Source organism: Mycobacterium sp. IDUB_5 (assembly GCF_055419565.1).
The window spans coordinates 608,992-635,923 of the sequence record NZ_JBVAXX010000004.1 but is presented as its reverse complement, the minus strand read 5'-3'; the positions used below and the strand labels follow the sequence as shown (position 1 = coordinate 635,923).

The following is a 26,932-nucleotide window of genomic DNA, read 5'->3' as shown; positions in this document are numbered from 1 at the left end:
GCCGCTTCGATATCGAAGCACTAAGGTCGGGCCGTGGCCGACTCCCTGAACCCGACGCAACTGCGGGCGTACTTCGCCCTCATGGAGGCCGTCAGCCTGCTCCAGTACGCGGTGCGCCAACAGCTGCAGGAAGACGGCGGCGTGAGTTATGTGCAATTCGAGATCCTCGCCAAGCTGACAGACAGCGATCGGCCGCTCACGATGACCGAACTCGCCGACGGTGTGGTCTACAGCCGCTCGGGACTGACCCATCAGGCCGGCCTGCTGGAGAGCCACGGTCTGATCAGCCGTACCGCTTCCCCCGACGATCAACGCGCCACCGTCGTCGAGATCACCGAGCAGGGCCGTGACCTGGTCGCGGCAGTACTGCCGGGGCACATCCGGGTGGTGCAGGAGCTGCTCTTCGACGCGCTGTCTGCCCGTGACGTGCGCGCACTCGGGGACATGATGAGCACGGCTCGCGACCACATGCGTGCCCGCCCACCGCGCTCGGCCGCCCCCCGCAGGCGCCGCGCCGACTGAGGCGAGGGACGGCCCGGCAGGCATCAGTGCCGGACGGGGATCAGGAGCGTCTTCCCGTGCAGGCGGCCGTTGTCCGCATCGTCGTGCACGGCCGCGGCGTGATCGAGGGGACGTCGGTCGGCGACCTCGATGCGCAGCTGCCCGGCGTCGACGCGGTCCACCAGCGCGGCCAGCCCAGCGGCATCGCTGCGAACGAACACCCGCTGGCTGCGGATGCCCCGCGGCGGGTTCTCCGGTCCGAACGCCATGGTGCCGACGTGGACGCCGCCATCGGCGACGAGGCCGATCAGCGCCTCGGTCTGTTCGTCGGTGGTGGAGATCAGGTTGAGCACCACGTCGAACGGCGCGCCTTCGACGCTGATCGGCGTCCGGCCATAGTCGACATAGCCGACCGTACGATCGGCGCCGAGATCCCGCAGCCGCTGCGCGTCGCGCTCCCTGGCCGTCGCGGTGACCTGTGCGCCGGCCTGCGTGGCGAGCTGAACGGCGTAGCCGCCCACAGCCCCGGATGCCCCGTTGACCAGGACACGTTGACCGGCCGTGAGGCCGGCGATCTCGAACAGGGCCTGCCAGGCAGTGAGCGCGGGCTCGGGCAGTGCTGCTGCGTCGGCGAGCGGCACCGAGGTGGGAGCGGCGGCCAACGCGTCGGCCGGCACGACGGCGTACTCGGCGGCCGCGCCGTCGGCGTCCAGGGGCAGGAACGCCTCCACTGCATCGCCGACGTTCCACCCGGTGACGTCGTCACCGATCTCTGTGATCGTGCCGGCGACGTCGACGCCCGGTATGTGGGGGAACCGGACCTGGTAGACGTCGGCCAGGTAGCCGCCGCGGATGCCCGCGTCGACCGGGTTGAACGACGTCGCGGCAACCTCGACCACCACCTGCCGCGGGCCTGCTGCCGGGCGGGGCGCGTCTTCGTAACGCAGCACCTCACTGTCGCCGTACTCGTGGAATCGCACTGCCTTCATGGTGTCCTCCTCGATCAAGTGCTTCGAATTCGAAGCATCTGACGGTGACAACTCGCTTCACTGTCGAAGCATTCCCTCAGAGCAAGTTGGGATCGGTAGGCCGGAGGGACCAGTTCACTTCCCAGCACGCGGCCCCGACCCTGCGGGCCCTGCACCGAGGAACACACATGAACGACCAGGCCCACCACGGCATGACGACCGCAACGGTGTCGTCGGCTGAGTACCAGACGATGTCGTCGCAGGAATACACCGACCGCAGCGCCGGCGGCCTGGCATGGTCGGCGAGCTCGCTCGGAGAGCCCGACGACAGCGGATGCGACCTCGGTGAACTCGATCAGTTCGGTGATCAATTCGGGGATCTCGACGACCGTGCACAGCGCGGCGTCACCGCGGCGCTGGTAGCAGCGATGGTCGGCGCCGGGCTCGCGTTGGGGTCCCTGGGCGTGGTCGCCTTCGCCTATCTGCACCCCGCCGAGCAGGCACCGGTGGTTGTCCGGCCGAACGCGGTGGCGCTGCCGTCGACTCCGGCTCCGGCGTCCGCGCTGCCTCCGGTGACGGCACCTGTGGAACCGGCGGCCATCCTCGCGACGCCTCCGTCGGCAGATGCGGCACCGTCCGTGCCAGCCACGCAGGTCGTCATGCGTCAGACCCCGACGAAGAAGCCCGCTCCCGCGCCTGTCGCTCCCGTGGCTGCGCCGGCCCCTGCGGCCCCGGCGCCCGTGCTGCCGGCCGACCCCGCGGTGCCGCCCCCGCCCGCGCCAGTGGTCGTGGTGAACGTGCCGCTCCCTGCGCTGCCGCCCATCGTCGTCAAGCACCCACTGCCCAAGCCGTCAGTGGACACTCCGGCGCCGGCGGAGCAGTCAGAGCCCGTCGCGCAGCCAGAGCCCGCCGCGCAGCCAGAGCCCGTCGAGCCGCCGGTCGATCCCGGGCCCGCACCCGCGGAAGATCCGGAGCCGAGTGTCGTTGTGCCGCAGCCCTAGTGGAGGTCAGGCAAAGCGCACGGCAAGGGTCGCCAGGCCGAAGATCTTCTTGCCCGCCGACTTCGCGCCGATGATCAGGACACCCGACCGCGTGTCGGTGTCCAGGGACTTGACCTTGCCGCTGAACTCGACGTCGGCGCCTTCTTTGGCCGACACGATCGCGGGCGAGGACAACCGCACCGCGAACCGCAGGGCCGCGCCGGGATCCCCGGTCCACGACGAGGCGAACCCGGCGCCCAGCCCCATCGTCAGCATGCCGTGGGCGATCACATCGGGCAGCCCGGCCAGCTTGGCGATGTCCTCATCCCAGTGGATCGGGTTGGCGTCGCCGGCCACGCCGGCGTAGTTGACGAGGTCGCCCCGCGACAGCCGGGTGTGGTGCACGGGGATCTCCTCGCCCGCCGACACCTTCTCGAACGCCCGGGAGCCCGGCGTCCGCGTCGAGCCGCCATCGGAGAGGCGGACGTCGCCGTCGGGCCGCACCGTCTTCTCGTAGCTCTCCTGCGATCCTCCGATGTCGAGGATGTTCATGTCGTGCATCATCGCCTTCTGCACCGCGGTCTTGACGTCGGCGCCGATGTCCTCGGCCGTCACGCCGACCACTGTGGTGTGCAGCGTGTGCACCCGCTCGCCCTCGGTATCGGTGAAGGTGTTGGTGACCGTGATCAGGTCACGCCCGGCGATGCGACGGACCGAGGTCAGCTCGACGTCGATCTTCAGCTCGTCACCCGCGACGATCGGGCGGTGCTGCTCGAAGACCTCTTCGGTCTGCATGTAGGTGTCGTAGCCGACCACGACCTCTTCGAACATCCGCCGATTGCACTGCATCCCCGGTGCCGAGGTGAAGGTCAGCGGGGCGATCAGATCGGAGTAGCCCAGCGCGGCGGCGGCGTCGACGTCCCAGTGCGCGGGGTGATAGTCCTGGACCGCACGGGCGTACTCGCGGAGCTTCTCGCGGCCGACCAGATACGTGCCGTCCATCTGGTAGTAGTGGCCCACCCGGGCTTCCAACGGCGACGTTTCGGCTGCGGCAGTCATGGATTGCACACTAATCGGCATGGCAGAACGGTCGGCGAGGGCGGCGCGTGGCGGGCTCACCGCCTCCCAGCAGCGGGCGTGGATCAACTACATGCAGGTGTACCACCGACTCGAGTACGAGATGAACCGGCACCTGCAGCGCGACTGCGGACTGTCACTCGCGGACTACACGGTTCTCAATGCGCTCTACAACGCGCCGGGTCGCACGGCCCAACTGTCGAGCTTGGCCACAGTCATCGGGTGGGAGCGCAGCCGGCTCTCACACCACCTGAAGCGCATGGCTACCCGCGGGCTGATCGACAGGCTGCAATCGGCCGACGACGGCCGCGCCACTGACATCACACTCACCGACGACGGCGCCCGCCGGTTCCGTGCAGCCGCCCCCGTCCATGCGGCCTGGGTGCGCGAGACGGTGTTTCCCAACACTGACCGTGGCCAGGAGACGGCCCTCGCCGACGTCCTGACCACGGTCCATGACTCACTTCTGCGCGCGGGCACGCTCCCGCCTCCGGAATTCGGCTCGCCGACCCAGTAGCTCAGACCTGTTCGGCACCGCCGTCGACGAAGACCTCCGAACCCGTCATGAAGCTGCTCTGATCCGAGGCCAGGAACAGCACCGCGGCGGCGATCTCCTCGGGTCGACCGACGCGACCCAACGGCACCTCCGCCGCCATCCCGTCGAGCAGCTCCTGCTCGCTGCCGGGCGCGAGCCCGACGAGCCCCGGCGTCTCCACAGGCCCCGGGACGACGGTGTTGACCCGGATGCCGCTGCTCGCCAGTTCGCCCGCCCAGGTGCGGCCGAATGACCGGATCGCGGCCTTCGTCGCCGCGTAGACACTGAACGACGGCGTTCCGTTCGACGCGGCGGTGGAGCCCGCCAGGACGATCGAGGCGCCGCGGTTGAGCAGCGGCAGCACCTTCTGCACGGTGAACAGCGTGCCGCCGACATTGGTGGTGAACGTGGTGATGAAGTGCTCGACGGTGATGTCGGCCAACGCGGCGAACTCGCCGCCGCCGGCGTTGGCGAACACGATGTCGAGGCCCTTGCCGTTTTCCTTGATGGCCTCGACCACGGCGTCGAGTTCCTCGGGCTTCGACACATCGCTGCGCACGCCGGTCGCCCCGTCGCCGATCGACGCGACCGCCTTGTCGAGGGCGTCCTGCCGGCGGCCGGTGATCACGACATGCGCACCCTCGGCGGCCAACCGCTGCGCGGTGGCCAGTCCGATCCCGGATGTCCCGCCGGTGACCAGTGCGGTCTTTCCCTCTAGCTGTCCCATGATGTTCCCTTCTTCGCGGTGGACGTGCCGTGCAACATGCGTGACATGTCACCTATTCCGGCGTAGTCACTACTGTGGTGACGTGTTGTTCTTGCTGTTCGGATTCGGGACCAAGCGCAAACCCCTCGGCGCGGGAGGCGTGCGGACCTGCCCGCGGTGCCACAACACCACACAGTGGACACGGATGAGGCAGTTCCGCCAGTTCAGCGTCTTCTTCGTTCCGCTCGCGCGGTGGAAGCGACAGGAGTTCGAGGTCTGCGGAATCTGCGGCACCGCCGTCGCAGCGTGACTCGGGCTCGGATTGGCACCTCGGATTGGCGCGGCGCCGAGGACCGGCACTATGTTTCACGGGGTGATCTCCCGCGCTGCGCGCGTCATCGCGCGCTGGACCGTTCCGTTCCTGGCGGTTCTGACCGTCGCAGGACTGGTAGCCCACCCGTCGTCCCCACAGCCGTCGATCCGGCTCGCCGCTGACGGCAACCCGCTGGCCGGCCTGCCGTTCTACGTCAATCCCGACTCCAAGGGCATCCGGGCGGCCCGCGGCGCCGGAAATCCGACGCTCGACCGCGTGGTGAACACGCCGACCGCGTACTGGATGGACCAGCTGTCGACACCTTCGGTGGACGCGAAGTACATCGCGACCGCTCAGGCGGCGGGCACGATGCCGATCCTCGCTCTCTACGGCATCCCACACCGCGACTGCGGCAGCTTCGCCGCGGGCGGCTTCGGATCCGCGGGCGCCTACCGCAACTGGATCGACGGTGTCGCGGGGGCGATCGGCGGCGGACCGGCCGCCGTGATCCTCGAACCCGACGCCCTCGCGATGGCGGACTGCCTCTCCGGCGATCAGCGTCAGGAGCGATTCGCCCTGATCTCCTACGCCGTGGACACACTGACACGCAATCCCGGCACCGCCGTCTACGTCGATGCCGGCCACTCCCGCTGGGTCAGTGCCGAGGAGATGGCCAACCGACTCAACCAGGTGGGCGTCGCCAAGGCCCGCGGCTTCAGCCTCAACACCGCGAACTTCTTCACCACCGACGAAGAGGTCGGCTACGGCTCCGCGATCTCCGGCATGACCGGCGGTAAGCCGTTCGTCATCGACACCTCGCGCAACGGTGCCGGCCCGGTCGAGGGCGACCCGCTGTACTGGTGCAACCCCGAGGGACGGGCCCTCGGTGTGGCGCCCACCGCGAACACCGGCAACCCGCAGGTGGACGCCTTCCTGTGGGTCAAGAGACCCGGCGAGTCCGACGGGTCGTGCGGCCACGGAGAGCCGGGAGCCGGCACGTTCGTCAACCAGTACGCCATCGACCTGGCCCGCAACGCCGGCTGGTGAGAGTGCCCGCCGCGTAGGATTTTTTCCGCAAGACCCCAGGCGGAAGGACAGGCGGTGGCGAGCGGACCCGATACCGCGACGCTGGCACGGGTGCTGGAGGCAGCCGGATGGGCGCCGTCCCGGCAGAACGCGCAGCCGTGGCGCTGGCGCGTCGACCCTGACGGTCTGCACCTGGACGCCGATTGGGGCCGACGGCTCGGCGACTCGCCCTTCGATCGACGCGATGTCCTCCTCGCCTGCGGCGCAGTCCTCGATCACTGTGCGGTCGCGCTGAGCGCCGCCGGCTGGGCCACCCGGATTCGTCGCTTCCCGGACGCCGTGCTCGATCCTGGGCGCTTGGCGTCCTTCCAGATGATCGAATCCGTCCCGCGGCCGGCCGCACGTGAGCTCGCCGACGTCATCCACCGCCGCCGATCGGACCGCCGCGAGTACGGCGCCGCCCGGCTGCCCGACACGACGATCGAAACGCTGCTGGTGCGCGCCGCGCGGCACGGTGTGGACCTAGCGGTGGTCCCCACCGCCCGCTGGCACCGCGACGACACCGGTCAGGTGCATCTGCACTTCGGCGACGGCGGGCCGTCTGCCGCCCCTGCGGACGGCGTGCTGCTTGCGCTGGGCACCGAGGACGACGGCGACGCGGCACGGCTGCGTGCCGGCGAGGTGGTCAGCCGCGTCCTGCTGTCTGCGACGGCGCTGGGCCTGGCCTCCTGCCCGTTGACCGAGCCGCTGCGGTCGGCGCGGGACAGAGTCGCCGTGGCGTGCGAAGTGTTCGACGGGACGAGGCACCCGCAGATGCTTCTCCGCATCGGCGCGCCACCGGCTGACGCGCCGGACGTCCCGGCGGTCCTACGGCGCCCTCTGGCCGAGACGACGACCTGGGCCGTCGCGGGTAGTTAGCGATGCGCTCGCTGCTGTGACGCGGAGCGGTTCGGTGGGCGATGCCAACCCGCCTGCGCCGTCCAGATGACGTGTGCGAGGCCATGTCCCAGGCGGTCCAGGCGGGCCAGCGCCGATGACAGGTCGGCGGCCAGCGGCAATTCGCCGTCGGGGTCGCAGATCGACAGCAGGCGGCGAACCGGGTCACCGCCCACGATGGTCCAGTCGACATCGCTGCGGCTGCAATGCACGCTGATGTAGAACAGCGCAGTGAAACCGGCTGAGCCGAAGAAATCGACCGCACGCAGGTCGAGGACGAGCTGTTTCGATATGCGGGTGTGACGCTGCACGTAACGGCCGAATTCGCGCCCGTTCAGCGCGTCGATGTCACCGATGACCGCGATGGCGACTCGGGTGGACGAACAGTGACGCGCCTCGAAAACGGCTGAGCCGCAACGTTGTTGCGCGTAGTCCGAGCTGTAGTGGAGTGAAAAGCTACGGTGCTTCTCAACGGCGGTCATGGCGGGAAACCTCGGATCGGTTGAACTCGTGAACAGGCCGCAGGCTGGAAGCTCAACCAAAGTCAAGATAATACGGATTTCGTTTGAGCGAAAGGTCTATGTCCATTCTGCGCGTATGCCTTGCCAGCAGCGCATCTGTACCGCGCGCGCCGACGGAATATTGACGCTCGAGGTAAACAGAGGCTGAGCGGCTACGGAATCCGTCGTCACAGAAGCGCAGGCACAATGGATCGTGCCCTCACACGCGATCATCTCCGGAGCCGGCATCGCCGGTCCCGCACTGGCCCACCAGCTCAACGCCCGCGGGTGGCGCACCACGGTTCTCGAGCGCTACCCCCAGCGCCGCGACGAGGGACAGAACGTCGACATCCGCGGCGCCGCCCGCGATGTCATCCGACGCATGGGAATCGATGCCGACGTGCGCGCGGCCAACACCACCGAAATCGGAACGCGCTTCGTCGCGGGAGACGGCAGGGTGGTGGCGTCGTTCCCGGTGGGCAGCGGCGGCCATTCTGACGGCCCCACTGCGGAACTGGAGATCCTGCGCGGTGAACTCTCACGCATTCTGGTCGAGCACACCGAAGCGCAGACCGCCTACCGGTTCGACACCCAGCTCGTCGACGTCACCGACCACGGTGAGGGGGTGACGGCGGCTCTGGGCGACGGCTCGACGCTGGACGCCGACGTCCTCGTCATCGCCGAAGGTCTGCATTCGCGGTCGCGGCGGTTCGTCACCCCCGTCGACGTCCACACACTGGGGATGTACTGCGCCTATGCCACGCTGCCGCGGGACGACTCCGACGAGCGATGGTGGACATGGCAGCACGCCACCAAGTCGCGCAGCGTGCACCTACGTCCCGACAACCTGGGCACCACGCGCGGGATGCTGACGTTCATGTCCGACGTGCGCGGGCTGGAGGAACTCGGCAGGGGCGACCTGCTCACGCTGCTGCGCCGCACGTTCGCCGACGTCGGGGGCGCCGTGCCGCGCATCCTCGATGCGCTCGATGCCGGTGCGCCGATGTACTTCTCCGCCGTCGGTCAGGTGCACCCGCCGGTCTGGAGCAAAGGGCGCATCGGATTGCTCGGCGACAGCGCGTTCTGCAACGCGACGTTCGGCGGGGCGGGCACGAGCCTGGCGCTGATCGGCGGCTACCTTCTGGCCCGCGAACTCGCCGCAGGTGAGGACCCGAGCGTCGCACTGCGCCGCTACCAGGACGTCATGCAACCGTTCGTCGCGACGGCGCCTGTCGTGCGGGAGGGCACGCTGCGTCTGGCCAATCCGCGATCACGCTTCGGAATCGGTGCCGTGCACGCCGTCGGCCGCATTGCCGCGGGCCCGTTCGGCCGGGCATTCAGAGCTGTGTCGGGGATGGCAGGCATCGGTGGTGACGAGCAGTCACTGGACTGAGTCACCCAGCAGTGCATCGATGGCCGCCATCTCGGCCGCGGTCGCCCACGACGGATTCGACTGCATCGGAACGCGAAACACCTCCAGCGACGCAAGATCCGGAACCGTACGCAACTGCGCGGCGGTCAACGGCCTGGACAGCAGCGGGATGCCCACCGGCACCCGATGTCTGCCGCCGTCGACCACCACGTCTCCGGTGATCCGGCCGAGGCCCCAGATACCGCGGTCCGGCCGCGTCGTCACCCACAGCGCCACCCGCTGGCCCGGCTGCATCAACCGCGTCCGATAGTTGTCGGCCACGCACCACTGCGGCGCGGTGTGCCCGGCCGAGACCATGGGCTCGACCGGTGTGAGGCGCGGGTTGGCTTTGATCACCCACGCGCCCAGCCGATCGAGCGAAACACGCTCAGACGTCGGAGCTCTCCCGCCACAGATCGATGCCGGATTCGATGGCGAAGCGGTCGATCTCGGCGAGCTCGTCATCGGTGAAGTCCAGGTTCCTCAGGGCACCCAGGTTCTCGTCCAGCTGCGCCACGCTCGACGCGCCGATCAGCGTCGACGCCACTGTCGGCTCCCGCAGCACCCACGCGAGCGCCAGCTGAGCCAGCGACTGACCGCGACGTTCGGCGATGGCCGCGAGTCCCCGCAGCCGCTCCAGCACGTCGTCGGTGACCTGCTCGTCGTCGAACGTCGGCCGGGCGGTGGCGCGCTCCACCCCGTCGGCGGGCTGCGTCAGATAGCGGTCGGTCAACAGGCCCTGCGCCAACGCGGTGAACGCGATCGCGCCCATGCCCGCAGAGTTCAGCTCGGCGGTCAGGCCGTCCTCGATCCACCGGTTCAGAAGCGAATACGACGGCTGATGGATCACCAGCGGCGTGCCCAGACTCTGTGCAATGGCGGCCGCTTCGGCCGTCTTGGCCTGCGAGTACGACGAGATACCGACGTAGCGGGTTTTGCCCGTCCGCACCGCGGTGTCGAGTGCGCCGATCGTCTCCTCCAGCGGAGTGTGCGGATCGATGCGGTGCGAGTAGAAGATGTCGACGTAGTCCACTCCGAGCCGGTCGAGGGACTCGTCGAGACTGTTCAGCACATAGGTGCGACCGCCGAGCTGACCGTACGGACCGGGCCACATGTCCCAGCCCGCCTTCGTCGAGATCAGCAGTTCGTTGCGATACGGCTTGAAGTCCCGGCGCAGCATGCGGCCGAAGTTCTCTTCCGCCGAACCGTAGGGCGGGCCGTAATTGTTGGCCAGGTCGAAATGTGTGATGCCGCGATCGAAGGCGTGCCGCAACACTTCTCGCTGCGTGTCGAACGGCCGATTGTCGCCGAAGTTGTACCAGAGGCCCAGCGAGATCGCCGGGAGCAGCAGACCAGAGGACCCCACCCTCCGGTAGGGCATCTCGCTGTACCGCTGGGCCGAGGCCACCCAGGGATCGTGGGTGAACGGAACGTCGGGAATCGCGAACTGCTCGGCCATCACCTCATCGTAGGCCGCCTCCGTCTACTGTCCGGCATTCCGTCACGCCGGTGCGGACGGAGCGAGAATCTCGATCACGCCGTCGTTCTCACGCACCGCGATCTCCGGCAGCGGCGGGGGAGCCGCGGGCAGCTGATGCGTCAGCGTCTGGCCGGACAGGGCGAACGACGTCGAATGGCAGGGACACCTCAGCCGGCCCTCGGGCGCGTCGAGCCAGAGGGCGCAGCCCTGATGGGTGCACACTCCGGACACCGCCTGCAGGTGACCGTCACGACGATGGACGAATCCGCGGACCGAACCGACGTCGAACGCGAGGGCGCCGGCCGAGGGCACGTCCGCGGTCCTCCCGACGGACCGCCAGGTTCCTCCGGTCGGTTCCAAGACGCCCTGCGCTAGCGCATCTGTCTGCTGCGAGCTGTCTTTCGCGCTCAGAAGGTTCCGACCGACGATGATTCCGGCCACCGCAGAGGCAGCAGCGACACCCGTTCCGACCACCACCTGCCTGCGGGTGCCTGCGACCGACGGTCGCTCGTCGTCGGCCATCTGCAGGGCCAACCGGCGGTGCAGGTCGGCGACGAACTCCTCACCCGGGGCGTCGCCCCCGGTGCGGGCGGCCCGCAACTCGATCGCGGCAGCCATCTGCGCGGCTTCGGCATCGTCGGGGCGGGCCGGCCGGGTGCGCCTACCCCGCAGGAGGTCCTCGACGAACTGGCGCACAGTACGATCGCTCATCAGGTGCCCTCCTCGTCGTTCTGCGCGGCCAACCGTAAGGCCCGGTGCTGCAACACCTTTGCGTTCGCGATGCTGACGCCCATCTGCGCGGCGGCCTCCCGGACGCTCATCGCCTGCAGGAACCGCAATTCCAGGATGCGCCGATAGCGGTCGGGCAACGCGTCGAGCAGCGTGCGGACCCGGCCCGGCGACGCTGCCGTCGTCGCGAACTCGACGTCGAGTACGTCAGCGACATCGGCAACGTCGATCGCGGTGATCTCCCGCCCCATCCGGTGCCGCCAATGGGACGCGAGGACGGTGCGCGCCGTCTGGCGCAAGTAGGTGCGTACCTCGGGCACCGTGGCCGACACCCGCAGCGGACGTAGCGCCGTCGTGAACACCTCTGCCGTGAGGTCTTCGGCATCCGGCCGATTGCCGACCTTGGCGTACATCAGCCGGTACACCCAGGTGACGTTGTCGCGGTACACCGCGTCCCAGTTGGGGTACGAATCGTCGGTCACCGGCCGCAGTTCCCCGCGCCGGGTCGTCCCGAACCCGACTGTCTCATCGTGGCGGGCGGTCACGACGGGCGCCGGCACGTCATGCTCGGCGACCTTTACGGGCATCCAGAGACACGCTGCCCGCGCCCACGATCAGCAGGAAGATGCTGCCGCAGAGCATGGCGATCTCGAGGCGCCCCTCGTGGAAGAAATCCCAGACACCGCCCTCGGACGGATAGAGGGGAGCATCTCGCCACAGCAGCGGCACTTTGGTGATCGTCAGCGCGCCGATCATGTCGACGATCATCGGGATGACCGCCAACCGGACCAGCAATCCCGCGAGGATGGCTGCGCCGCAGAGGATTTCGGTCACTCCGTCGGCGTACGCGAGTGCTGTCGGCAGAGGTATCCCCGCCTTGTCGAACCGGCCCGGACCCAGGGTGTCGAGGCGAACGAATTTCAGCACACCCTCGCCTGCGAAGATCAGGCCGACGTAGAGGCGGATCAGGACCACCGCTCCCGAGGCTCGCGTGGCGGTCACGTGATCGAACGGGAGGGAGCGTGCGGAGAGGACGGACATGCGGGCTGCCTTTCTCGACAAAGGGTGTCGTCGAGAAATACGCAGGCGGGTTACATTTCGTTCAGCCTCATTTCGTTCAGCGTCATTTGGTTCAGCGGCGCAGCGGAACCGCCGCGTCGAACTGGGCCGCCTTGCCCGCCGACTGCCACGAGAGCCATCGCTCCCAGCGGTGCATGTTCGTCCGCTGCCACCACCGGTCCAGCGGTGGGCAGATCCGGCGGCCGATCTCCATTGCGGTGATCGCCGGCGCGCGTGCAAGCAGCAGCGCGACGCCGGGCAGCGCCGCCGGCAACCGGTAGCGGCGGCGATTCCACGGCAGCATGTACAGGCCGAGATAGCCCGCCTGCACCCGGTAGTGGTACTCGGCGCGCACCCGGGCGAGTCCACGTTGCGTGGCCGTCGGAGCGAACGCCGGCACGAAGGATTCGACGAGTTCGGTTCCGCTGGAACCACTGTCGTGACTGCGGGCCGAATCGGCCATCAGCAGGATGCGCCACGCGTCGGCCACCGTCTCGGGGAAATAACCGTCACACCGCACCCCGACGAGGTGACCGCAGTACCGGTTGAAGTGCAGCACCGCCCGCATCTCGGCGGGGGACGTGAGGTGGCCGAGCAGGAACAGGCCGAGCGCCGGCGCCACGCTTCCACCGAGCAGCGTCAACAGCATCGCGGACTGGCTGATCGGCAAACCCCATCGCGCAGCGTCCCACTCCGGGTGCTGCCGCACGCGCTCACGGACGCTGACGTGCATGATGCGCACGTGCAGCGAGATCTGCCGACCGAGCGAGCCCGGGGTCAGCAGCGCGCCGGGGCGGCACACCTCGATCCACCAGCGTGACGTCTCCAGGTAGCGGTGCAGCGCGCGCTGACCGGCGTAGCCGCCCGAGAGGGAGAGTGGGACCGCGAGCCAGCCCTCGGTGTAGGTGTCGGTGGTACCGGCGTTGCCGAGCGCGCCCAGGGCGTAGGCCCACCGCCGCCACACCGCGGCGCCCTGCTCGACGAGCTCGGGATCCAACCAGTCGGGGGCTTGTTCGAACTCCGCGAAGAGTGCACGCAGGGATTCGGGTGCCTCGCGCACGCTGTCGATGCCGTGGCGTTGGGCCTGCTCCACGAGATGGCGGGCGCGGCGTGCGCCGAGTTCTCCGAGGTAGGTCTCGGCGACGAACCGTTCGGCCACGGGGTCACCCTCGGTGAGGCCGGCGATGAACGCTCGGGCGACGGCGTCGCTCGGGAACGGGTCGACCCCCGTCAGCCGGCGGACGCCATTGCGCAGCCGCGCGCGGCGGGCGCCCACGTCGGGGTAGCGGAATGCGGTGGGCGCCTGGAGCGGACGAACCGTGTCGGGCATTGCTCTGTCATAGCGCAGCTGTTCCGCCAACGGGTGTATTTGGCTGCGCCGCCGCACCGATCCGAGGAAGATGACCGGATGGCCACCCTGCTGTCCGTCAATGTGGGGATGCCCCGCGATGTGTCGTGGCACGATCGCACGGTTTTCACCGGGGCCTGGAAAGATCCGGTATCCGGACCCCGGCGGGTGCGTCGCCTCAACATCGACGGCGACGGGCAGGGAGATCTCGGCGGGCACGGCGGCGAGAACCGCGCCGTGCTCGTGTATCAGATGGACTCTTACCGGCACTGGGCGCGGGAGTTCGGCCGCGACGACCTCGAACCCGGATGGCTGGGGGAGAACCTCACCGTGGAGGGGTTGCCCGACGACGAAGTCTGTATCGGTGACCGCTTTTCCGTGGGTGATGCAGTCCTCGAGGTCACCCAGCCCAGGGTCACGTGCTACCGCGCGGGGATGCGGATCGGTGAGCCGCGGATGGCCGCGCTGCTGGTCGCGCACCGTCGTCCGGGGTTCTACTGCCGAGTGATCACCGAGGGTGACGTCGAGGCGGGCCAGGAGATCGTGAAGGTCGCCGACGGTCCGGAACAGATGACCGTCGCCGAGATCGATGCGCTGCTCTACCTTCCCGGCCATCCGCGCGATGGGCTCGCCCGGGCACTGCGCATTCCTGCCCTCAGCCCGGGCTGGCAGGGTTCCCTGCGCGCACTGGCCGACCAGGACCCAGGGGGAACCGGCAATCCCGGCCTGGCCGCTGCGGGCCCGCCGCCCGCATGGGCCGGCTTCCGCACGCTGGTGGTGCGCGACGTGGTCGCTGAGAGCCGGTCGGTGCGGTCGGTGGTGCTCGCCGACCCGTCGGATTCTGCTCTTCCAGAATGGCTTGCTGGACAATCGATTACGGTCCGACTACCGCGTGTCGATGGTGCGCCTGCCGTCGTCCGCACCTACTCGCTGTGCAATGCGCCGGGCAGCGCCGCCTACCGCATCGGGGTCAAGCGTGAACCCCATGGTGCGGCGAGCGGTTACCTGCACACGACGCTGCGTCCGGGCGACTCGCTCGACGTCGCCGCGCCGCGCGGCACGTTCTGGCTGACCGACGGCGAGTCGCCGGTGGTCCTCGTCTCCGCGGGGGTGGGGGTTACGCCGGTGCTGTCGATGCTCAACGCACTGGTCTCTACGGGGTCGGCCAGACCGGTGTGGTGGCTGCACGGTGCACGCAACGGGGCGGAGCACGCGTTCGCGACCGAGGCGCGCGATGCATTGAAACTGCTGGCGCACAGCGTGTCTCACGTCGTGTACAGCCAACCGGGGCTCACTGACAGGGCCGGAGTGGACTTCAGCGAGCCAGGCCGGCTCTCCGCGGTCACGCTCGACGCGTTGGACATCCCCCGCGAGGCCACCGCCTACGTGTGCGGCCCACAGGCCTTCATGACCGGCATGGAGGCGGCACTGCTGGCGCACGGCCTTGATCCGTCGCGGGTGCACACCGAGGTCTTCGGTGCCGGGCCTGCGCTCACGCCGGGCATTGCCGCCACCACGCTCACTCCACACCAACCCGACGGCGATCCGGGTCCGGGGCCCGAGGTGCAGTTCGTCCGCAGCGGGCTCGCCGTGCCGTGGGGGCCGAACCGGATGAGCCTGCTCGAACTCGCCGAGGCGTGCGATGTCCCGACGCGATGGTCCTGCCGAACCGGGGTGTGCCACAACTGCGAGACGGCGCTGCTGTCCGGTGCTGTGCGCTACGACCCCGAACCGCTCGAGCCGCCGGGCGAAGGGAACGTGTTGATCTGCTGCGCGTCACCCGTCGAACCCGTCGCCCTGGACCTCTAGCGCCGCGCTCAACCCCGCCCAAACCAACGTTTGGGCGCGAAAACACCCTCTTTTCGCGCCCAAACGTTGGTTTGGGCGTAGTGGGGCGGGGCGTAGTCAGGCGTGGCGCATTGCGGCGGTGATCGCGGCCACGCGAGGATCGGCGCGCAGTTCCTCCAGCGTCTCGGGCAGCGGGAGCCGCCAATTCGGATACTCGTCGACGGTGCCCGGTAGGTTCGGCTGGCGTATCTCCCCGATGACGTCGTAGGGCGAGATCAGCTTCAGTCGGCTCGGTGTGCGCGCCAGCAGCCGGTGCATCGCGAGAACGACGGCGTCATCGGATTCGTCGGTGTCGAGCACACCCTCAGATCGCAACAGCGCCAACCACTCTGCGCGTTCTTTGTCGGCATTTTCCTGCTCGGCCGGCACGTCGTTGAGCAAGCCGAGATCGGCCCGCGCCCGCACGTGTTCGCCGCGCAGGAAGCCCGCCGCCGTCGGAAGGTCGTGGGTCGAGATGCTCGCGGCTGCCCGCTCGGGCCACCGCGCCGGTGGGAGCAGCGGTTCGTCCGGCTCGTCCAGGTCGCGGGTGAACCACGCGACCGCACAGCCGAGCATCTCGTTGTCCGCCAGCGCCTGCGTCACCTCCGGCTCGACGGTGCCCAGGTCCTCACCGACGACGGTGGCACCGGCGCGGTGGGCCTCCAGGGCCAACACCGCCAGCATCGCCTCCGCGTCGTAGTGGACGTAGGTGCCGCGATCGGGCCCGTCACCCGGCGGTATCCACCACAGTCGCCACAGCCCGGCGACATGGTCGATACGCAGGCCGTCGGCATGGGAGAGCACGGCACGCAGCATGTCGCGCAACGGCGTATAACCGCTGGCGGCCAGTCGATCCGGGCGCCAGGGCGGCAAGCCCCAGTCCTGGCCGCGCGGGGTGAAGTTGTCCGGCGGCGCGCCGATGCTCACCCCGCCGGCCAGGACATCGGCCAGCGCCCACGCGTCAGCGCCGTCCGCGTCGACGCCCACCGCGAGGTCGTGCAGCATCCCCAGCGCCATCCCCGACGCCTTCGCCGCCTCCCGGACCGCGCCGAGCTGCGCCTCACACTGCCGCTGAACCCATGCGTGAAAAGCCAACCGCGGAGCCAACTCCCGTCGAGCCGAAGCGACCGCATCGCTACCCACCCGACGCAGCTCTGTCGGCCATCGGCTCCACCGCCCGCCGTGCCGTTCGGCGAGCGCGCAGTAGGTGGCCCAGTCGCGGAGCCCGTCGGATGCGCCGTCGGCGAGCGGGTCCGGCCTGCCCGCCGAGTGCCACAACAGCTCCAGTGCCGAGCGCTTGGCCGCCCACACCAGGTCGTGATCGATCCGCTCCGTGGTCGCCGACACACGCAGCGCGTCGACGTCGGCGCGGGTGGCGGTATCGGCGTGGGCGTAGGCCGGCAGATCCTCTATCCGCAGCGCCAGCGGGTTCGCGAACCGTCGGCTCGACGGCGTGTACGGCGAGGGTTGCACCGGATGCGTGGGCCCCGGAGCGTGCAGAGGATTGAGAAGAATTGCGCCACAACCATGTTCGGCTGCGGTCCAGTTGACGAACTCGGTCAGGTCGCCGAGGTCGCCGATCCCCCAGGAGCGTTCGGAGCGCAGTGCGTAGAGCTGCAGCATCCACCCCCAGGTGTCCGGGGCGGTCGGCACCGTCGGTGGAGCGGCGACGACCGTGACCTCCTGACCGTCGCGAGTGTGCAGCTGATACCAGCCAGGAGCCAAGTCGGCCGGAATCTCGTCGTGCACGTCGATGCGGGAGCCGTCTTCGGCGACCAGCAGTCTCGCCTGCGGAACCGGCCGCGCCTGGCCGGTCAGCCGTACTGCAAGGGTGGGCGGCAGCACGCCTGCACGCTCGCGCTCCTCGATGCGGGCGAGCTCGGCGCGCCGCGCAGCCTCGGTGCCGGCCTCCACGTCCAGCAGGCCGAGCACCCGGATCACGACGTCGGCAGCGACGTTCACCGGCTCACGACGCTCGTTGCGGTAGAACGTCGCGACGCCGTGGGCATCGGCCAGCCGGCGCAGGTCGTCGGGCACGGGCGCGGGATCGGTGGTCACCGCGGGTCTATACCCAGCTCGACGAGCGTTACACCGCGACTCAGACGGTGGCGCCGACCACGTGCCCGATCCCGTAGGTGATCAGCAGCGCCAGGCCGCCGCCGATCACGTTGCGGGCCATGGCACGTTGCTTGGGTGCGCCGCCGAGCCCTGCCGACACCGCGCCGGTGAGCAGCAGCGCGGCCAGCACGGCCACCACGGTGACCGGCACCCGCCACGCCGTCGGCGGAAGAATGATCGCGATGATCGGCAGCAGCGCACCGACGGTGAACGACAGGGCCGAGGACAGCGCCGCCTGCCACGGATTCGTGTATTCGCCTGGCGTGATGCCTAATTCGGCCTCGGCATGCGCGGTGAACGCGTCATGCGAGGAGAGCTCTTCGGCGACCGTGCGTGCCGTGGCCGGATTCAGGCCCTTGGCCTCGTAGAGCGCCGCGAGCTCGTCGAGTTCTGCAGCGGGATCGTCACGCAGTTCCCGCTGCTCCTTGTTCAGTAGCGCCTTCTCCGTGTCACGCTGGGTGCTCACCGAGACGTACTCGCCCAGGGCCATCGACACCGCACCGGCAGCGAGGCCGGCGATGCCGGCGGTCAGGATCGGCGCCCGCTCTGCGGTCGCAGCTGCGACGCCGACCACCAGACCCGCGGTCGAGACGATCCCGTCGTTGGCCCCCAAGACTCCGGCCCGCAACCAATTCAGCTTGGCGGCAACCGAACCGAGATGAGGCTCGTCGGGGTGGGTTTCGGTGCTCACCGCGCCACCGTAGCGATAAACCGCACAGGTCACCAGCAAACCTAGCCTGCCCAAACGAGAAGTGGCTGTCCAAACGAGGGGTCTACCCTCGCAGACATGAGGTTCGGTATCGCGACTTTCGTCAACGACGACGCCATCGACACGCTGTCGCTGGCCCGAGCGGTCGAGGAACGTGGCTTCACTTCGCTGGGCATCGCCGAGCACACTCATATTCCGGCCAGCCGGGCGACGCCGTATCCCGGCGGGGGTGACCTGCCGTCGGTGTACTACCGCACGCTGGACCCGTTCGTCACGCTGGCGGCCGCGGCGGCGGTGACGTCGTCGATCGAGCTGATGACCGGGATCGCCCTGCTGATCCAGCGCGATCCGATCATCACCGCCAAGGAAGCGGCCAGTATCGACCTGATCTCCGGTGGACGCTTCGTGTTCGGCGTCGGCGCAGGGTGGAACCTCGAGGAGATGCGCCAGCACGGCACCGACCCCGCGACCCGCGGCGCACTGCTCGACGAGCGCCTCGAAGCGATCATCGCGATGTGGACCACCGAGCCTGCCGAGTACCACGGGCGTCACGTGGACATCGAGCCGTCCTTCATCCGGCCGAAACCCGTGCGTACACCGCATCCGCCGGTGTTCATCGGCGGCAACTCGAACGCGACGGTGACCCGCATCGTCCGGCATCGGGCCGGGTGGCTGGCCAACCCGATCCCGCTGCCGGAGCTGAGTGATCGCGTCGCTCAGATCCGGGACCGAGCCGACTACGAGGTGCCGTTGCGGTTGTTTTTGGCGCCCAACGATCCCGAATATTGGCAGGGGGCAGCAGATCTCGGCTTCGAAGAGGCGGGATTGCTGCTGCCGACCAAGCCGCTCGACGAGTCGCTGAGCATCCTCGACCAGCTGGCCGAGCGGGTCGCGCAGTTCGGCTGACTCAGTGCGCGGCGGCGATGCGCGGGGGTGCGCCCACGGGCTGCAACGGAGCGGCAGCGGGTACGGCCGCGCGGCGTCGGCGGCGCTGATCGCGGACGATCCGGCGGGTCAGCTGGCGCTCGTCGCGATCGCTGACGGACCGGATGCGCTGGGACAGGACATCAAGCTGCTGCCAGCTCAGCCCGTCGAGGTCGCCGTCGGCGTCGTGGGTCGCCACGACGACGGCACCGCGCAGTAGCGGAACATTCTTGGCGGTGAAATTGGTCGTCGCCATGAGTAATTCGGTGGCATGGCGGTTGACGCGGCGTTGGCAACCACTCTTACTGCCAAGCCCCGCCGAGGAGCTGAACCAGAAATCGAACTGACGGTCGGCGCTGCTCAGCGACTGCAGTCCGCGGTCGTGCACGAGACGGTCGATGTCGGCGCGGGTGTAGGCGCGAGTCTCATAAACCAGGCCCTGGGTGCTGAAGTACAAAATGGTGTTCATGGCGATAGTCCATTCGTCACTTTCTCGGCGGTGGTGTGACGCGTCATCCGCGTCGTTACAGGAGTTACCCATGTGACAAAAGAGACAAACGTTGATAACGATTGAAACATTCCCATTGCGCGCTACGGTCGCGTGATGGACTTTGCGGACTACCGGACGTACGACGCCGTCGGACTGGCCGAGCTGGTGGCTACGCGTCAGGTGTCGGCCGACCAGTTGCTGACCGTCGCCCGCGAACGCGCCACCGCCGTCAACCCGCGGATCAACGCGATCGTGCGCGACGTGCCCACCCCCGAACCCGCCGACGGACCGCTGCGCGGGGTGCCGTTCCTGATCAAGGACCTCGGCCAGGACTTCGCCGGCCTGCCCACGGGTTCGGGGTCGCGGGCGTTGGCGTCGCGGCCGGCCACCGAGCACTCCACGGTTGTGCGGCGCTGGCTCGATGCCGGCCTGGTGGTCTTCGGGCAGACCAACACCCCGGAGTTCGGCGCGAAGGGAATCACCGAACCTGTCGCGAACGGTGCGACGCGCAATCCATGGAACCTCGCCCACAGCCCCGGCGGCTCCTCGGGCGGATCGGCGGCCGCGGTCGCCGCCGGCATCGTCCCGTGCGCGGGGGCCAGCGACGGTGGCGGTTCGATCCGCATCCCGGCGGGCTGCTGCGGACTGTTCGGTCTCAAACCCGGCCGCGGCCTCATCCCGTCGGGTCCCAGCGCCGGCGAACCGATGCACGGCGCCGCCGTCAACGGTGTCGTGTCCCGGTCGGTTCGCGACACCGCGACCATGCTCGATGTGCTGCGCGGTGGCGAACCCGGCGCGCCGTACCTCCCAGCCGTCCCCGCCGAGCCGTTCACCGCCGGTCTGGAGGCCGACCCCGCCCCGCTGCGGATCGGTTACCGGGTCCCGTCGGCGATCACCCCTTCCCCACATCCGGAGGCCTATGCCGCCGTCGAGCACGCCGTTCGGTTACTGACCGAGCTGGGCCACCACGTCGAGGAGCTGCCGGAGGCGCCGTTCGACGACGCCGCGCTGGCCCGCGACTTCCTGCTGACGTGGTTCGTCACGCTCGCCTACCAGGTCGACGAAGCCAAGCGGCTGACGGGCGCCGGCGACTCATCCTTCGAGCGGGACACGCTGATCATGGCCGCGCTGGGTCGTGCCACCGGCGCCGTGGAGTACGTCGACGCCGTGGCCCGCCGACACGAACACACGCGGCGGCTCACCGACTACTTCTCCTCGTATGACCTGCTGCTCACGCCGACGCTGGCCAGCCCGCCGCCGAAGATCGGTGCCTTCGATCTGCCGGCGGCGTTGGCGCGCGGCGCCGACGTGCTGCTGAGAACCCGCACCGCAAAGATGCTGCGGTACACCAAGATCGTCGACGACATGGTCGACGACAACCTCGGCTGGGTGCCCTACACGCAACTGGCGAACCTGACCGGCCGCCCGGCCATGTCGGTGCCGCTGCACTGGACCGCCGACGGACTACCGCTCGGGGTGCAGTTCGTCGCGCCGCTGGCCGGGGAAGCGCTACTGCTCCGCCTCGCCGCGCAGCTGGAGCGTGCCGCCCCGTGGTTCGACCGCGTCGCTGCGCTCTAGCGTTCCTCGCCCGCCGGCGACTCAGCCTCGCGGCGTTCCTCTTTGAGCCGATCCTTGCTGCGGATCAGCCGCAGCAACGTGACCAGCGCCAGCCCGCCGACGATGTTGCCGATGAGCGTGTAGCCGAACCAGGACAGCCAATCCAGATAGCCGAACGAGGTGCCGCCGGCGATCAGCGCGCCGAAGATCAGCAGCGAATCCAGGATCGAGTGGAACAGCTGCAGACCGGCGAGCAGGAACGCACCCGCGACCGCCGCGGCGATCTTGGCCGGCATCGAGTCGGTGCCGTGCTGCATGCGCGTCATCAGCGTGATGGCCATGCCGCCCAGCAGCGCGAGCGCGACGGATTCGGCGTTCAGCGGCGCGTCCACGAAATGCTGCGCGGATTCGATCGTCTGGGCGTGCAGCTTCGGGAACGCCGTCATCACCAGCCACATGATCAGCCAGCCACCGACCAGATTCGCCGCGAGCGTGCCGGCCCAGAGCTTCAGCAGCTGCGCGACGCTCGCGCGTTTGGCGACCACGGTGGTGACCGGAACCAGGAAGCCCTCGGTGAACAGCTCGCTGCGGCCCAGCAGCAGCGCCAGGAACCCGACCGAGAAGGCCAGCCCGGCCAGCAGCGGGTTGCCCGTGGCCAGCAGCACCGACAGGTAGGCGAGCACACCCATCGCCACCTCGGTGCCACCGAAGAATCCGGTGACCAGAACTTCGCGGACACTTCGGTGCAGACGCTGGGTCCCCTCGTCGACCATCCGATTGAAGGCCTGTTCGAGGGCGTCCTCGATCGGGCTGTCGGAATCGCCGAGTTCGCGCTGGTCGGTGTCCATCGCGCGCGGGTACCCGCTTGCGGCCGGGTCACCCCCGAGGGGGTGCGAAATACAACTCCTGGCGCACGGTGCACACCAGCCGGCCGTCGCGGTTGAACATCGAGCCGCTGCCCAACGCCAGCGCACCGGTACTGCTGGGCGAGCACTGGTCGTAGAGCAGCCAGTCGGACAGGTCGGCCGGGGCGTGGAACCACACCGAGTGGTCACGCTGCAGCGAGACGCCGACCCTGCCGCGCGCCCGGTACACGGGCTCGGTCAGCGTCACCGCCGACAGGTAGGCGACCAATGCCGCCGTCCGCACCGGATCCTGATCGGGGAGGGGACCGTCGGGGCGCCACCAGATCCGGCTGCGCGCAGGCGGCGTCGACGCGGCATCGACGATCCGCCGCTCGAACCAGCGCAGGCTGGCCCACTGCCCTGCCGTCGCCTCCGACGATTCCGCGAGGTGTGGCGCGACCACAGGCAGCGATTCCGGCGCGGGCACCTCCGGGCACGTGGGCTGATACCCGTCGGCGGTCGGCCCCGGTGTCAGCGCAGTGAAGGACGACATCGCCTCGAGCAGGATCTGATCCTCCTGGCGGGCCGTCACCCGGCGTGCCGAGAACGTGCGGCCCTCCTGCAGGTCGACGACATCGAACCGGACGGGCCGGCGGGCATCGCCGGGACGCAAGAAGTAGACGTGCACGCTGTGCGGGGTGCGGTCGGGCGAGGTGAGGCTCGCGGCCAACAGAGCCTGCGCCGAGATGTGCCCGCCGAGGATGTGGTTGGCGGGGGCGGGCAGCTGCTCGCCGCTGAACGAGCGCGCGTCGATCCGCGTCAGGTCCAACGAGGCGAGGACGTCGACCAGCGAGGAGTTCGGGGAAGAGCCCATGCCGGCGATCTTGCACGACGTTCGCCAGCTCCCAGGATCGGGTGCAGGTTTACCCTGACCCCATGGTGGTCAATCTCACAGCCATGCCCGGGTTCGGTGATGCGCTGGAATGGCTCAAGCACGAGATCTCGGCACGCGTGCCGAAAGCGGACATGGATCAGCGCGACGCCGACTACATCCTCGAGCAGCTGCCCGGGCTGTGGTTGCTGGCATCGCTGTACTTCCGGGCCGACGTGCGTGGGCTGGACCGCATCCCGGCCAAGGGTCCGGTGCTGCTGGTCGGCAACCACAGCGGCGGCAATCTGCCCCCGGACACCTTCGTGTTCACGCTGGCGTTCTGCTCGTACTTCGGCGTCGAGCGGCCCTTCTACCAACTGGCCCATAACCTCGTGGTCTCCATGCCCGGGCTGGGTTCTCTGCGCAAGTTCGGCACGATCGCGGCCAATCACGACAACGCGACGCTCGCCCTGAAGTCGGGCGCAGCCCTTCTGGTGTATCCGGGTGGTGACTACGAGGTGTTCCGGCCGTCGTGGGAGCGCCACGAGGTCGATTTCGGCGGCCGCAAGGGCTACGTGAAGCTGGCGCGCGAGGCCGGTGTGCCGATCGTCCCGATCGCCAGCGTCGGCGGCCAGGAGGCCGCGCTCTTCCTCGACCGCGGGCAGTGGCTCGCCAAACTGCTGATGGTCGACAAGCTCGCCCGGCTCAAGAGCGTGCCGATCCTGTTCGCACCGCCGTGGGGAATCACGGTCAGCGACATGGTGCCGCGGCTGCCGCTGCCCACCAAGGTGGTCATCGAGGTCCAAGAACCCATCGAGGCCTCCGACATCGCCGACTCCGACGACGACGACGTCAACGACCGCGTGCTGGCCAGCCTGCAGGGGGCCGTGGATCGGTTGGCGGCCGAGCGGCGCTTCCCGGTGATCGGATAGGTGTAGCGATGCGACTCTCACGCAGCATCGTCGTCGACGCCGAACCGCACCTCGTGTGGAAACACATCAGCGATCCCGGCTGCTACCCCGAGTTCATGGCCAACCTGGAGCGCTGGGAGATCGCCACCGACTCTCCGGCCGGCGCGGGTGCGCGCTACACCGTGCACTGGAAGGTGGGCTCGGTGCCCATCGGCGGGGTGATCGAGGTGTCCGAGTTCGACGAGCCCCGCGACCTGGCGTGGATCGGCATCACCGGCATCACGCTTCGGGGTCGCTTCCGGATGCGCGACGTCGGTGACGGCCGCACGAAGGTGACGTTCCGGCTTGCGTACGAGGCGCCCGGCGGATTGCTGGGACTGATCGCCGACCGCGTCGCCGCCAGCCAGGTCACCCGCACGATGGACGAAACGCTGCGACGGCTCAAGGATCTCGTCGAGCACTGATGTCGGGCCGGTACTGACTCTGCTGTACTCGCAGGCGTGCCCGCGCGTGCGATCCCGACCTGGTCGGTACCGCTGTTCTTCGTCGTCGGCGCGATCTCGCAGTACGGCGGCGCGGCAATCGGCGTGTGGCTGTTCGCGACCACCGAGCCCGCGACCGTGGCGTGGCTGCGTGCACTGGGCGCCGCGGTGGTGCTGCTCGCGTGGCGACGGCCGTGGCGCCACGGCTGGACCCGGCGCGGCCTGGGTGCCGCCGCGGCGTTCGGCGCCGTCACCCTCGCGATGAACATCGCGTTCTACGAGGCGATCGCCCGGATTCCGCTCGGCACCGCCGTCGCCATCGAATTCACCGGGCCGGTGGCCGTCGCGGTGCTGGGCTCCCGCCGCCCCCTCGACTACCTGGCGGCGGGGCTCGTCGGCGCGGGCGTCTACCTGCTGGCGGGGGCGCAGTCCGATGTGGACACGGTGGGTGTGGCCTTCGCGCTGCTGGCCGCCGCGCTGTGGGCGGGGTACATCGTGCTCGGCAAGAGAGTCGCCGACGCGGGGGGCGGGCTGGACTCGCTGGCCGTGGGCATGGGTGTCGCTGCCCTGGTCAGCGCGCCGTTACTGCTCGCGACGCAGGTCGCCGTCGACGCGTCTGTGCTCGCCGAACCCCGAACCTGGCTGTGGGGCGCGGGTATCGGAGTGCTCTCCAGCGCCATTCCGTACGCGTTGGATCAACCGGTGCTGGCCACGATCGGCAGGGCCCGCTTCGCACTGCTGCTGGCATTGCTGCCCGCCACCGCAGCCGTGGTCGGCGCCCTCGCTCTCGCGCAGCGGCCCACCGTCGCCGAGGCTGCCGGTATCGCCGCGGTGATGGCCGCCCTGGCGGTCAGTGCGTGGGCCGCCCGCAGCCACCGTGACGCCGGCGGCACAATCGAGCCATGAGCTGTCAGCACGAGGCAGGCCTCGACACCGCATTCACCGTCGACGCCTCCCGCATCACATTCGGCCGCGGCTGTATCCGCGAGGTGGGGGACCGGGCCGCGGCGCTGGGGATGCGTCGTGTCGCGCTGTTCACCGATCCGTCGGTCGCCCGGCTGGAACTGTTCGCCGATGCACAGCGGTCATTAGGTGATGCGGGCCTCGACGTCGTCACCTATGCCGAGGTGGCTGTCGAGCCCACCGACGAATCCTTCCGTGCCGCAGCGGCTTTCGCCACGGACTCCCGACCTGACGGATACGTGTCGGTCGGCGGCGGATCGGTCATCGACACCGCCAAAGCCGCCAACCTCTACGCCAGCCATCCCGCCGACTTCTCCGCCTACGTCAACGCTCCGATCGGAGAGGGACGGCCGGTTCCCGGACCGCTGGCGCCGCACATCGCCTGCCCGACGACGTCGGGTACCGGAAGCGAAGTCACCGGCATCGCGATCTTCGATCTGCTGTCGCTGCACGCCAAGACCGGCATCGCCAGCCCCGCACTGCGGCCCTCCGAAGCGCTCGTCGACCCCGACAGCACCGACACCCTGCCCGGCGAGGTCGTCGCCTGCAGCGGACTCGACGTGCTGTCCCATGCGCTGGAGTCCTACACCGCCCGGCCGTTCACCCGGCGTACGGCACCGGCGCGGGCCAGCGCCCGACCCATGAGCCAGGGCGCCAACCCGTGGAGCGACCTGGGCAGCCGCGAAGCCCTGGCGCTGCTCGGCCGCTACCTGGTGCGTGCCGTCACCGACGCGTCGGACCGGGAGGCTCGCGAGCAGACGATGTGGGCGGCGACGCTGGCGGGCATCGCGTTCGGCAACGCGGGAGTGCACATCCCCCATGCGATGGCGTATGCGGTGGCCGGTCAGGTCCGCGAGTTCCGCCCCTCCGGCTATCCCGATGACAAACCGCTTGTGCCACATGGCATGTCGGTTATTCTGAACGCGCCGGCGGCTTTCCGGGTCACCGCGGCGGCCGACCCGGCTCGCCACCTCGCGGCCGCAGGCCACCTCGGCGCCGACGTCACGGACGCCGCCGACGCCGACGCAGGCGAGGTACTCGCCGGACATCTGACCGGCATCATGGCCGCGGTCGGGATGCCGGCCGGCCTCGCGGACGTCGGCTACACCGACGCCGACGTCGAGACCCTGGCTGCCGGGGCGTTCCCGCAGCAGCGGCTGCTGGGCAACGCACCGATCGATGTCGACGAAGCGTTGTTGGCCACCATCTTTCGCGGAGCGCTGAGCTATGCCTGACACAGCTCTGGACAGCTACGGCTACGTCCTGCCTATCGCCACCCGGTGGATGGACAACGACGTGTACGGCCACGTCAACAACGTCACCTACTACAGCTACTTCGACACCGTCGCCAACCACTTCCTGATCACCGAGGGCGGCCTCGACATCCACACTTCACCGGTCATCGCGCTCGTGGTGGAGTCGTCGTGCACCTACAGCGCCCCGGCCGCCTACCCGGACCAACTCCGGGCGGGTCTGCGCGTCGATGCGATGTCCCGACGATCGGTCACCTGGGGTGTGGCGGTCTTCGGTGCCGACGACACGGCGGCGCTGGCCCGCGGCCGCTTCGTTCATGTGTTCGTCGACCGCGCGGAGCGAAAGGCGGTACCGATTCCCGAGCGGATCCGCACCGCGCTGGAAACCATTGCCGCACAACCATAGCCAAAGC

General features: G+C 69.2%; 30 protein-coding genes. 15 read left to right on the top strand and 15 right to left on the bottom strand.

Annotated features, from left to right (window positions below):
* Nucleotides 1–33: 33 nt before the first annotated feature.
* Entirely contained in the window at nucleotides 34–522 is a 489-nt protein-coding gene (locus tag ACZY1G_RS16230; RefSeq protein WP_463812853.1) for a MarR family winged helix-turn-helix transcriptional regulator, read from the top strand.
* A gap of 23 nt (nucleotides 523–545) precedes the next feature.
* Here ACZY1G_RS16230 and ACZY1G_RS16225 read toward each other — a convergent pair whose 3' ends face one another.
* Complete coding sequence (locus ACZY1G_RS16225) at nucleotides 546–1,490, bottom strand: NADP-dependent oxidoreductase (RefSeq protein ID WP_463822943.1); 945 nt, start codon at nucleotides 1,488–1,490, stop codon at nucleotides 546–548.
* Between the two features lie 167 nt (nucleotides 1,491–1,657).
* Here ACZY1G_RS16225 and ACZY1G_RS16220 point away from each other — a divergent pair, with 167 nt between their 5' ends.
* The gene (locus tag ACZY1G_RS16220; RefSeq protein ID WP_463822942.1) at nucleotides 1,658–2,470 is read left to right on the top strand and encodes a hypothetical protein; all 813 of its coding nucleotides are present in this window, start codon (nucleotides 1,658–1,660) and stop codon (nucleotides 2,468–2,470) included.
* A gap of 6 nt (nucleotides 2,471–2,476) precedes the next feature.
* Here the strand turns inward: ACZY1G_RS16220 and ACZY1G_RS16215 are convergent, their stop codons facing one another.
* On the bottom strand, nucleotides 2,477–3,508 hold the full coding sequence (locus ACZY1G_RS16215; protein ID WP_463812850.1) for a fused (3R)-hydroxyacyl-ACP dehydratase subunits HadA/HadB: 1,032 nt from the start codon (nucleotides 3,506–3,508) through the stop codon (nucleotides 2,477–2,479).
* Between the two features lie 19 nt (nucleotides 3,509–3,527).
* On the opposite strand from ACZY1G_RS16215, the gene ACZY1G_RS16210 reads away from it, so the two are divergent.
* The gene (locus ACZY1G_RS16210; protein ID WP_463812849.1) at nucleotides 3,528–4,043 is read left to right on the top strand and encodes a MarR family winged helix-turn-helix transcriptional regulator; all 516 of its coding nucleotides are present in this window, start codon (nucleotides 3,528–3,530) and stop codon (nucleotides 4,041–4,043) included.
* A gap of 1 nt (nucleotide 4,044) precedes the next feature.
* Here ACZY1G_RS16210 and ACZY1G_RS16205 read toward each other — a convergent pair whose 3' ends face one another.
* Nucleotides 4,045–4,788 (bottom strand): SDR family oxidoreductase, encoded by a 744-nt coding sequence (locus ACZY1G_RS16205; RefSeq protein WP_463822941.1) that lies wholly within the window; start codon nucleotides 4,786–4,788, stop codon nucleotides 4,045–4,047.
* Nucleotides 4,789–4,873: 85 nt separating this feature from the next.
* Between ACZY1G_RS16205 and ACZY1G_RS16200 the strand changes: the two genes are divergently transcribed.
* From ACZY1G_RS16200 to ACZY1G_RS16190, 3 genes are all read left to right on the top strand, one after another.
* Nucleotides 4,874–5,077, top strand: a complete 204-nt coding sequence (locus tag ACZY1G_RS16200) for a zinc-ribbon domain-containing protein (protein WP_463814782.1) — start codon at nucleotides 4,874–4,876, stop codon at nucleotides 5,075–5,077.
* 66 nt (nucleotides 5,078–5,143) lie between these two features.
* Nucleotides 5,144–6,127 carry a glycoside hydrolase family 6 protein gene (locus ACZY1G_RS16195; protein ID WP_463823017.1) on the top strand — a complete coding sequence of 328 codons (984 nt, stop codon included), beginning with the start codon at nucleotides 5,144–5,146 and terminating at the stop codon, nucleotides 6,125–6,127.
* Between the two features lie 54 nt (nucleotides 6,128–6,181).
* On the top strand, nucleotides 6,182–7,024 hold the full coding sequence (locus tag ACZY1G_RS16190) for a nitroreductase family protein (protein WP_463822940.1): 843 nt from the start codon (nucleotides 6,182–6,184) through the stop codon (nucleotides 7,022–7,024).
* Here ACZY1G_RS16190 and ACZY1G_RS16185 read toward each other — a convergent pair.
* Nucleotides 7,021–7,524, bottom strand: coding sequence for an STAS domain-containing protein (locus ACZY1G_RS16185; RefSeq protein WP_463814780.1), 504 nt, complete (start codon nucleotides 7,522–7,524; stop codon nucleotides 7,021–7,023). The genes ACZY1G_RS16190 and ACZY1G_RS16185 overlap by 4 nt on opposite strands.
* Before the next feature lie 232 nt (nucleotides 7,525–7,756).
* Here ACZY1G_RS16185 and ACZY1G_RS16180 point away from each other — a divergent pair, with 232 nt between their 5' ends.
* Nucleotides 7,757–8,935 carry an FAD-dependent monooxygenase gene (locus ACZY1G_RS16180; protein ID WP_463822939.1) on the top strand — a complete coding sequence of 393 codons (1,179 nt, stop codon included), beginning with the start codon at nucleotides 7,757–7,759 and terminating at the stop codon, nucleotides 8,933–8,935.
* Here the strand turns inward: ACZY1G_RS16180 and ACZY1G_RS16175 are convergent.
* From ACZY1G_RS16175 to ACZY1G_RS16150, 6 genes are all read right to left on the bottom strand, one after another.
* Nucleotides 8,924–9,310 (bottom strand): hypothetical protein, encoded by a 387-nt coding sequence (locus tag ACZY1G_RS16175; protein ID WP_463812845.1) that lies wholly within the window; start codon nucleotides 9,308–9,310, stop codon nucleotides 8,924–8,926. The genes ACZY1G_RS16180 and ACZY1G_RS16175 overlap by 12 nt on opposite strands.
* Nucleotides 9,311–9,341: 31 nt before the next feature.
* Nucleotides 9,342–10,412 (bottom strand): aldo/keto reductase, encoded by a 1,071-nt coding sequence (locus ACZY1G_RS16170; RefSeq protein WP_463822938.1) that lies wholly within the window; start codon nucleotides 10,410–10,412, stop codon nucleotides 9,342–9,344.
* A 42-nt stretch (nucleotides 10,413–10,454) separates the two neighbouring features.
* Nucleotides 10,455–11,144: a Rieske (2Fe-2S) protein gene (locus ACZY1G_RS16165; RefSeq protein ID WP_463822937.1), complete on the bottom strand. Its 690-nt coding sequence runs from the start codon at nucleotides 11,142–11,144 to the stop codon at nucleotides 10,455–10,457.
* A complete protein-coding gene (locus ACZY1G_RS16160; protein ID WP_463822936.1) occupies nucleotides 11,144–11,749 on the bottom strand; it encodes an RNA polymerase sigma factor in 606 nt (201 codons plus the stop codon). The genes ACZY1G_RS16165 and ACZY1G_RS16160 overlap by 1 nt, the downstream gene beginning before the upstream one ends.
* Nucleotides 11,724–12,203, bottom strand: a complete 480-nt coding sequence (locus tag ACZY1G_RS16155) for a DoxX family protein (RefSeq protein ID WP_463812840.1) — start codon at nucleotides 12,201–12,203, stop codon at nucleotides 11,724–11,726. Before ACZY1G_RS16155 ends, ACZY1G_RS16160 begins: the two co-directional genes overlap by 26 nt.
* 91 nt (nucleotides 12,204–12,294) lie before the next feature.
* Nucleotides 12,295–13,551 (bottom strand): oxygenase MpaB family protein, encoded by a 1,257-nt coding sequence (locus ACZY1G_RS16150; RefSeq protein WP_463822935.1) that lies wholly within the window; start codon nucleotides 13,549–13,551, stop codon nucleotides 12,295–12,297.
* Between the two features lie 78 nt (nucleotides 13,552–13,629).
* Between ACZY1G_RS16150 and ACZY1G_RS16145 the strand changes: the two genes are divergently transcribed.
* Nucleotides 13,630–15,378: an MOSC domain-containing protein gene (locus ACZY1G_RS16145; protein ID WP_463822934.1), complete on the top strand. Its 1,749-nt coding sequence runs from the start codon at nucleotides 13,630–13,632 to the stop codon at nucleotides 15,376–15,378.
* 96 nt (nucleotides 15,379–15,474) lie between these two features.
* Here ACZY1G_RS16145 and malQ read toward each other — a convergent pair whose 3' ends face one another.
* Both malQ and ACZY1G_RS16135 read right to left on the bottom strand, forming a co-directional pair.
* The gene (gene malQ, locus ACZY1G_RS16140; protein WP_463822933.1) at nucleotides 15,475–17,454 is read right to left on the bottom strand and encodes a 4-alpha-glucanotransferase; all 1,980 of its coding nucleotides are present in this window, start codon (nucleotides 17,452–17,454) and stop codon (nucleotides 15,475–15,477) included.
* Between the two features lie 40 nt (nucleotides 17,455–17,494).
* Nucleotides 17,495–18,205, bottom strand: coding sequence for a VIT1/CCC1 transporter family protein (locus tag ACZY1G_RS16135; RefSeq protein WP_463812836.1), 711 nt, complete (start codon nucleotides 18,203–18,205; stop codon nucleotides 17,495–17,497).
* A 96-nt stretch (nucleotides 18,206–18,301) separates the two neighbouring features.
* On the opposite strand from ACZY1G_RS16135, the gene ACZY1G_RS16130 reads away from it, so the two are divergent.
* Nucleotides 18,302–19,129 (top strand): LLM class F420-dependent oxidoreductase, encoded by an 828-nt coding sequence (locus ACZY1G_RS16130; protein ID WP_463822932.1) that lies wholly within the window; start codon nucleotides 18,302–18,304, stop codon nucleotides 19,127–19,129.
* A 1-nt stretch (nucleotide 19,130) separates the two neighbouring features.
* Here the strand turns inward: ACZY1G_RS16130 and ACZY1G_RS16125 are convergent, their stop codons facing one another.
* A complete protein-coding gene (locus ACZY1G_RS16125; protein WP_463822931.1) occupies nucleotides 19,131–19,616 on the bottom strand; it encodes a hypothetical protein in 486 nt (161 codons plus the stop codon).
* A 135-nt stretch (nucleotides 19,617–19,751) separates the two neighbouring features.
* Between ACZY1G_RS16125 and ACZY1G_RS16120 the strand changes: the two genes are divergently transcribed.
* Entirely contained in the window at nucleotides 19,752–21,215 is a 1,464-nt protein-coding gene (locus ACZY1G_RS16120) for an amidase (RefSeq protein WP_463822930.1), read from the top strand.
* Here ACZY1G_RS16120 and ACZY1G_RS16115 read toward each other — a convergent pair.
* Together ACZY1G_RS16115 and ACZY1G_RS16110 are read right to left on the bottom strand one after the other, a co-directional pair.
* A complete protein-coding gene (locus ACZY1G_RS16115; RefSeq protein WP_463822929.1) occupies nucleotides 21,212–22,042 on the bottom strand; it encodes a formate/nitrite transporter family protein in 831 nt (276 codons plus the stop codon). The genes ACZY1G_RS16120 and ACZY1G_RS16115 overlap by 4 nt on opposite strands.
* A 28-nt stretch (nucleotides 22,043–22,070) precedes the next feature.
* Nucleotides 22,071–22,913 carry an acyl-CoA thioesterase gene (locus tag ACZY1G_RS16110; protein WP_463822928.1) on the bottom strand — a complete coding sequence of 281 codons (843 nt, stop codon included), beginning with the start codon at nucleotides 22,911–22,913 and terminating at the stop codon, nucleotides 22,071–22,073.
* 83 nt (nucleotides 22,914–22,996) lie between these two features.
* Between ACZY1G_RS16110 and ACZY1G_RS16105 the strand changes: the two genes are divergently transcribed.
* Genes ACZY1G_RS16105 through ACZY1G_RS16085 form a run of 5 tightly spaced genes read left to right on the top strand, consistent with a single transcriptional unit; the run spans nucleotide 22,997 to nucleotide 26,925 of the window.
* A complete protein-coding gene (locus tag ACZY1G_RS16105) occupies nucleotides 22,997–23,842 on the top strand; it encodes a lysophospholipid acyltransferase family protein (protein ID WP_463814779.1) in 846 nt (281 codons plus the stop codon).
* Between the two features lie 8 nt (nucleotides 23,843–23,850).
* Nucleotides 23,851–24,285 (top strand): SRPBCC family protein, encoded by a 435-nt coding sequence (locus ACZY1G_RS16100; protein WP_463812830.1) that lies wholly within the window; start codon nucleotides 23,851–23,853, stop codon nucleotides 24,283–24,285.
* Between the two features lie 36 nt (nucleotides 24,286–24,321).
* Complete coding sequence (locus ACZY1G_RS16095) at nucleotides 24,322–25,209, top strand: EamA family transporter (protein WP_463822927.1); 888 nt, start codon at nucleotides 24,322–24,324, stop codon at nucleotides 25,207–25,209.
* Nucleotides 25,206–26,501, top strand: a complete 1,296-nt coding sequence (locus tag ACZY1G_RS16090; protein ID WP_463822926.1) for a hydroxyacid-oxoacid transhydrogenase — start codon at nucleotides 25,206–25,208, stop codon at nucleotides 26,499–26,501. Before ACZY1G_RS16095 ends, ACZY1G_RS16090 begins: the two co-directional genes overlap by 4 nt.
* On the top strand, nucleotides 26,494–26,925 hold the full coding sequence (locus tag ACZY1G_RS16085; RefSeq protein WP_463822925.1) for an acyl-CoA thioesterase: 432 nt from the start codon (nucleotides 26,494–26,496) through the stop codon (nucleotides 26,923–26,925). The genes ACZY1G_RS16090 and ACZY1G_RS16085 overlap by 8 nt, the downstream gene beginning before the upstream one ends.
* The last annotated feature ends 7 nt before the right edge of the window (nucleotides 26,926–26,932 follow it).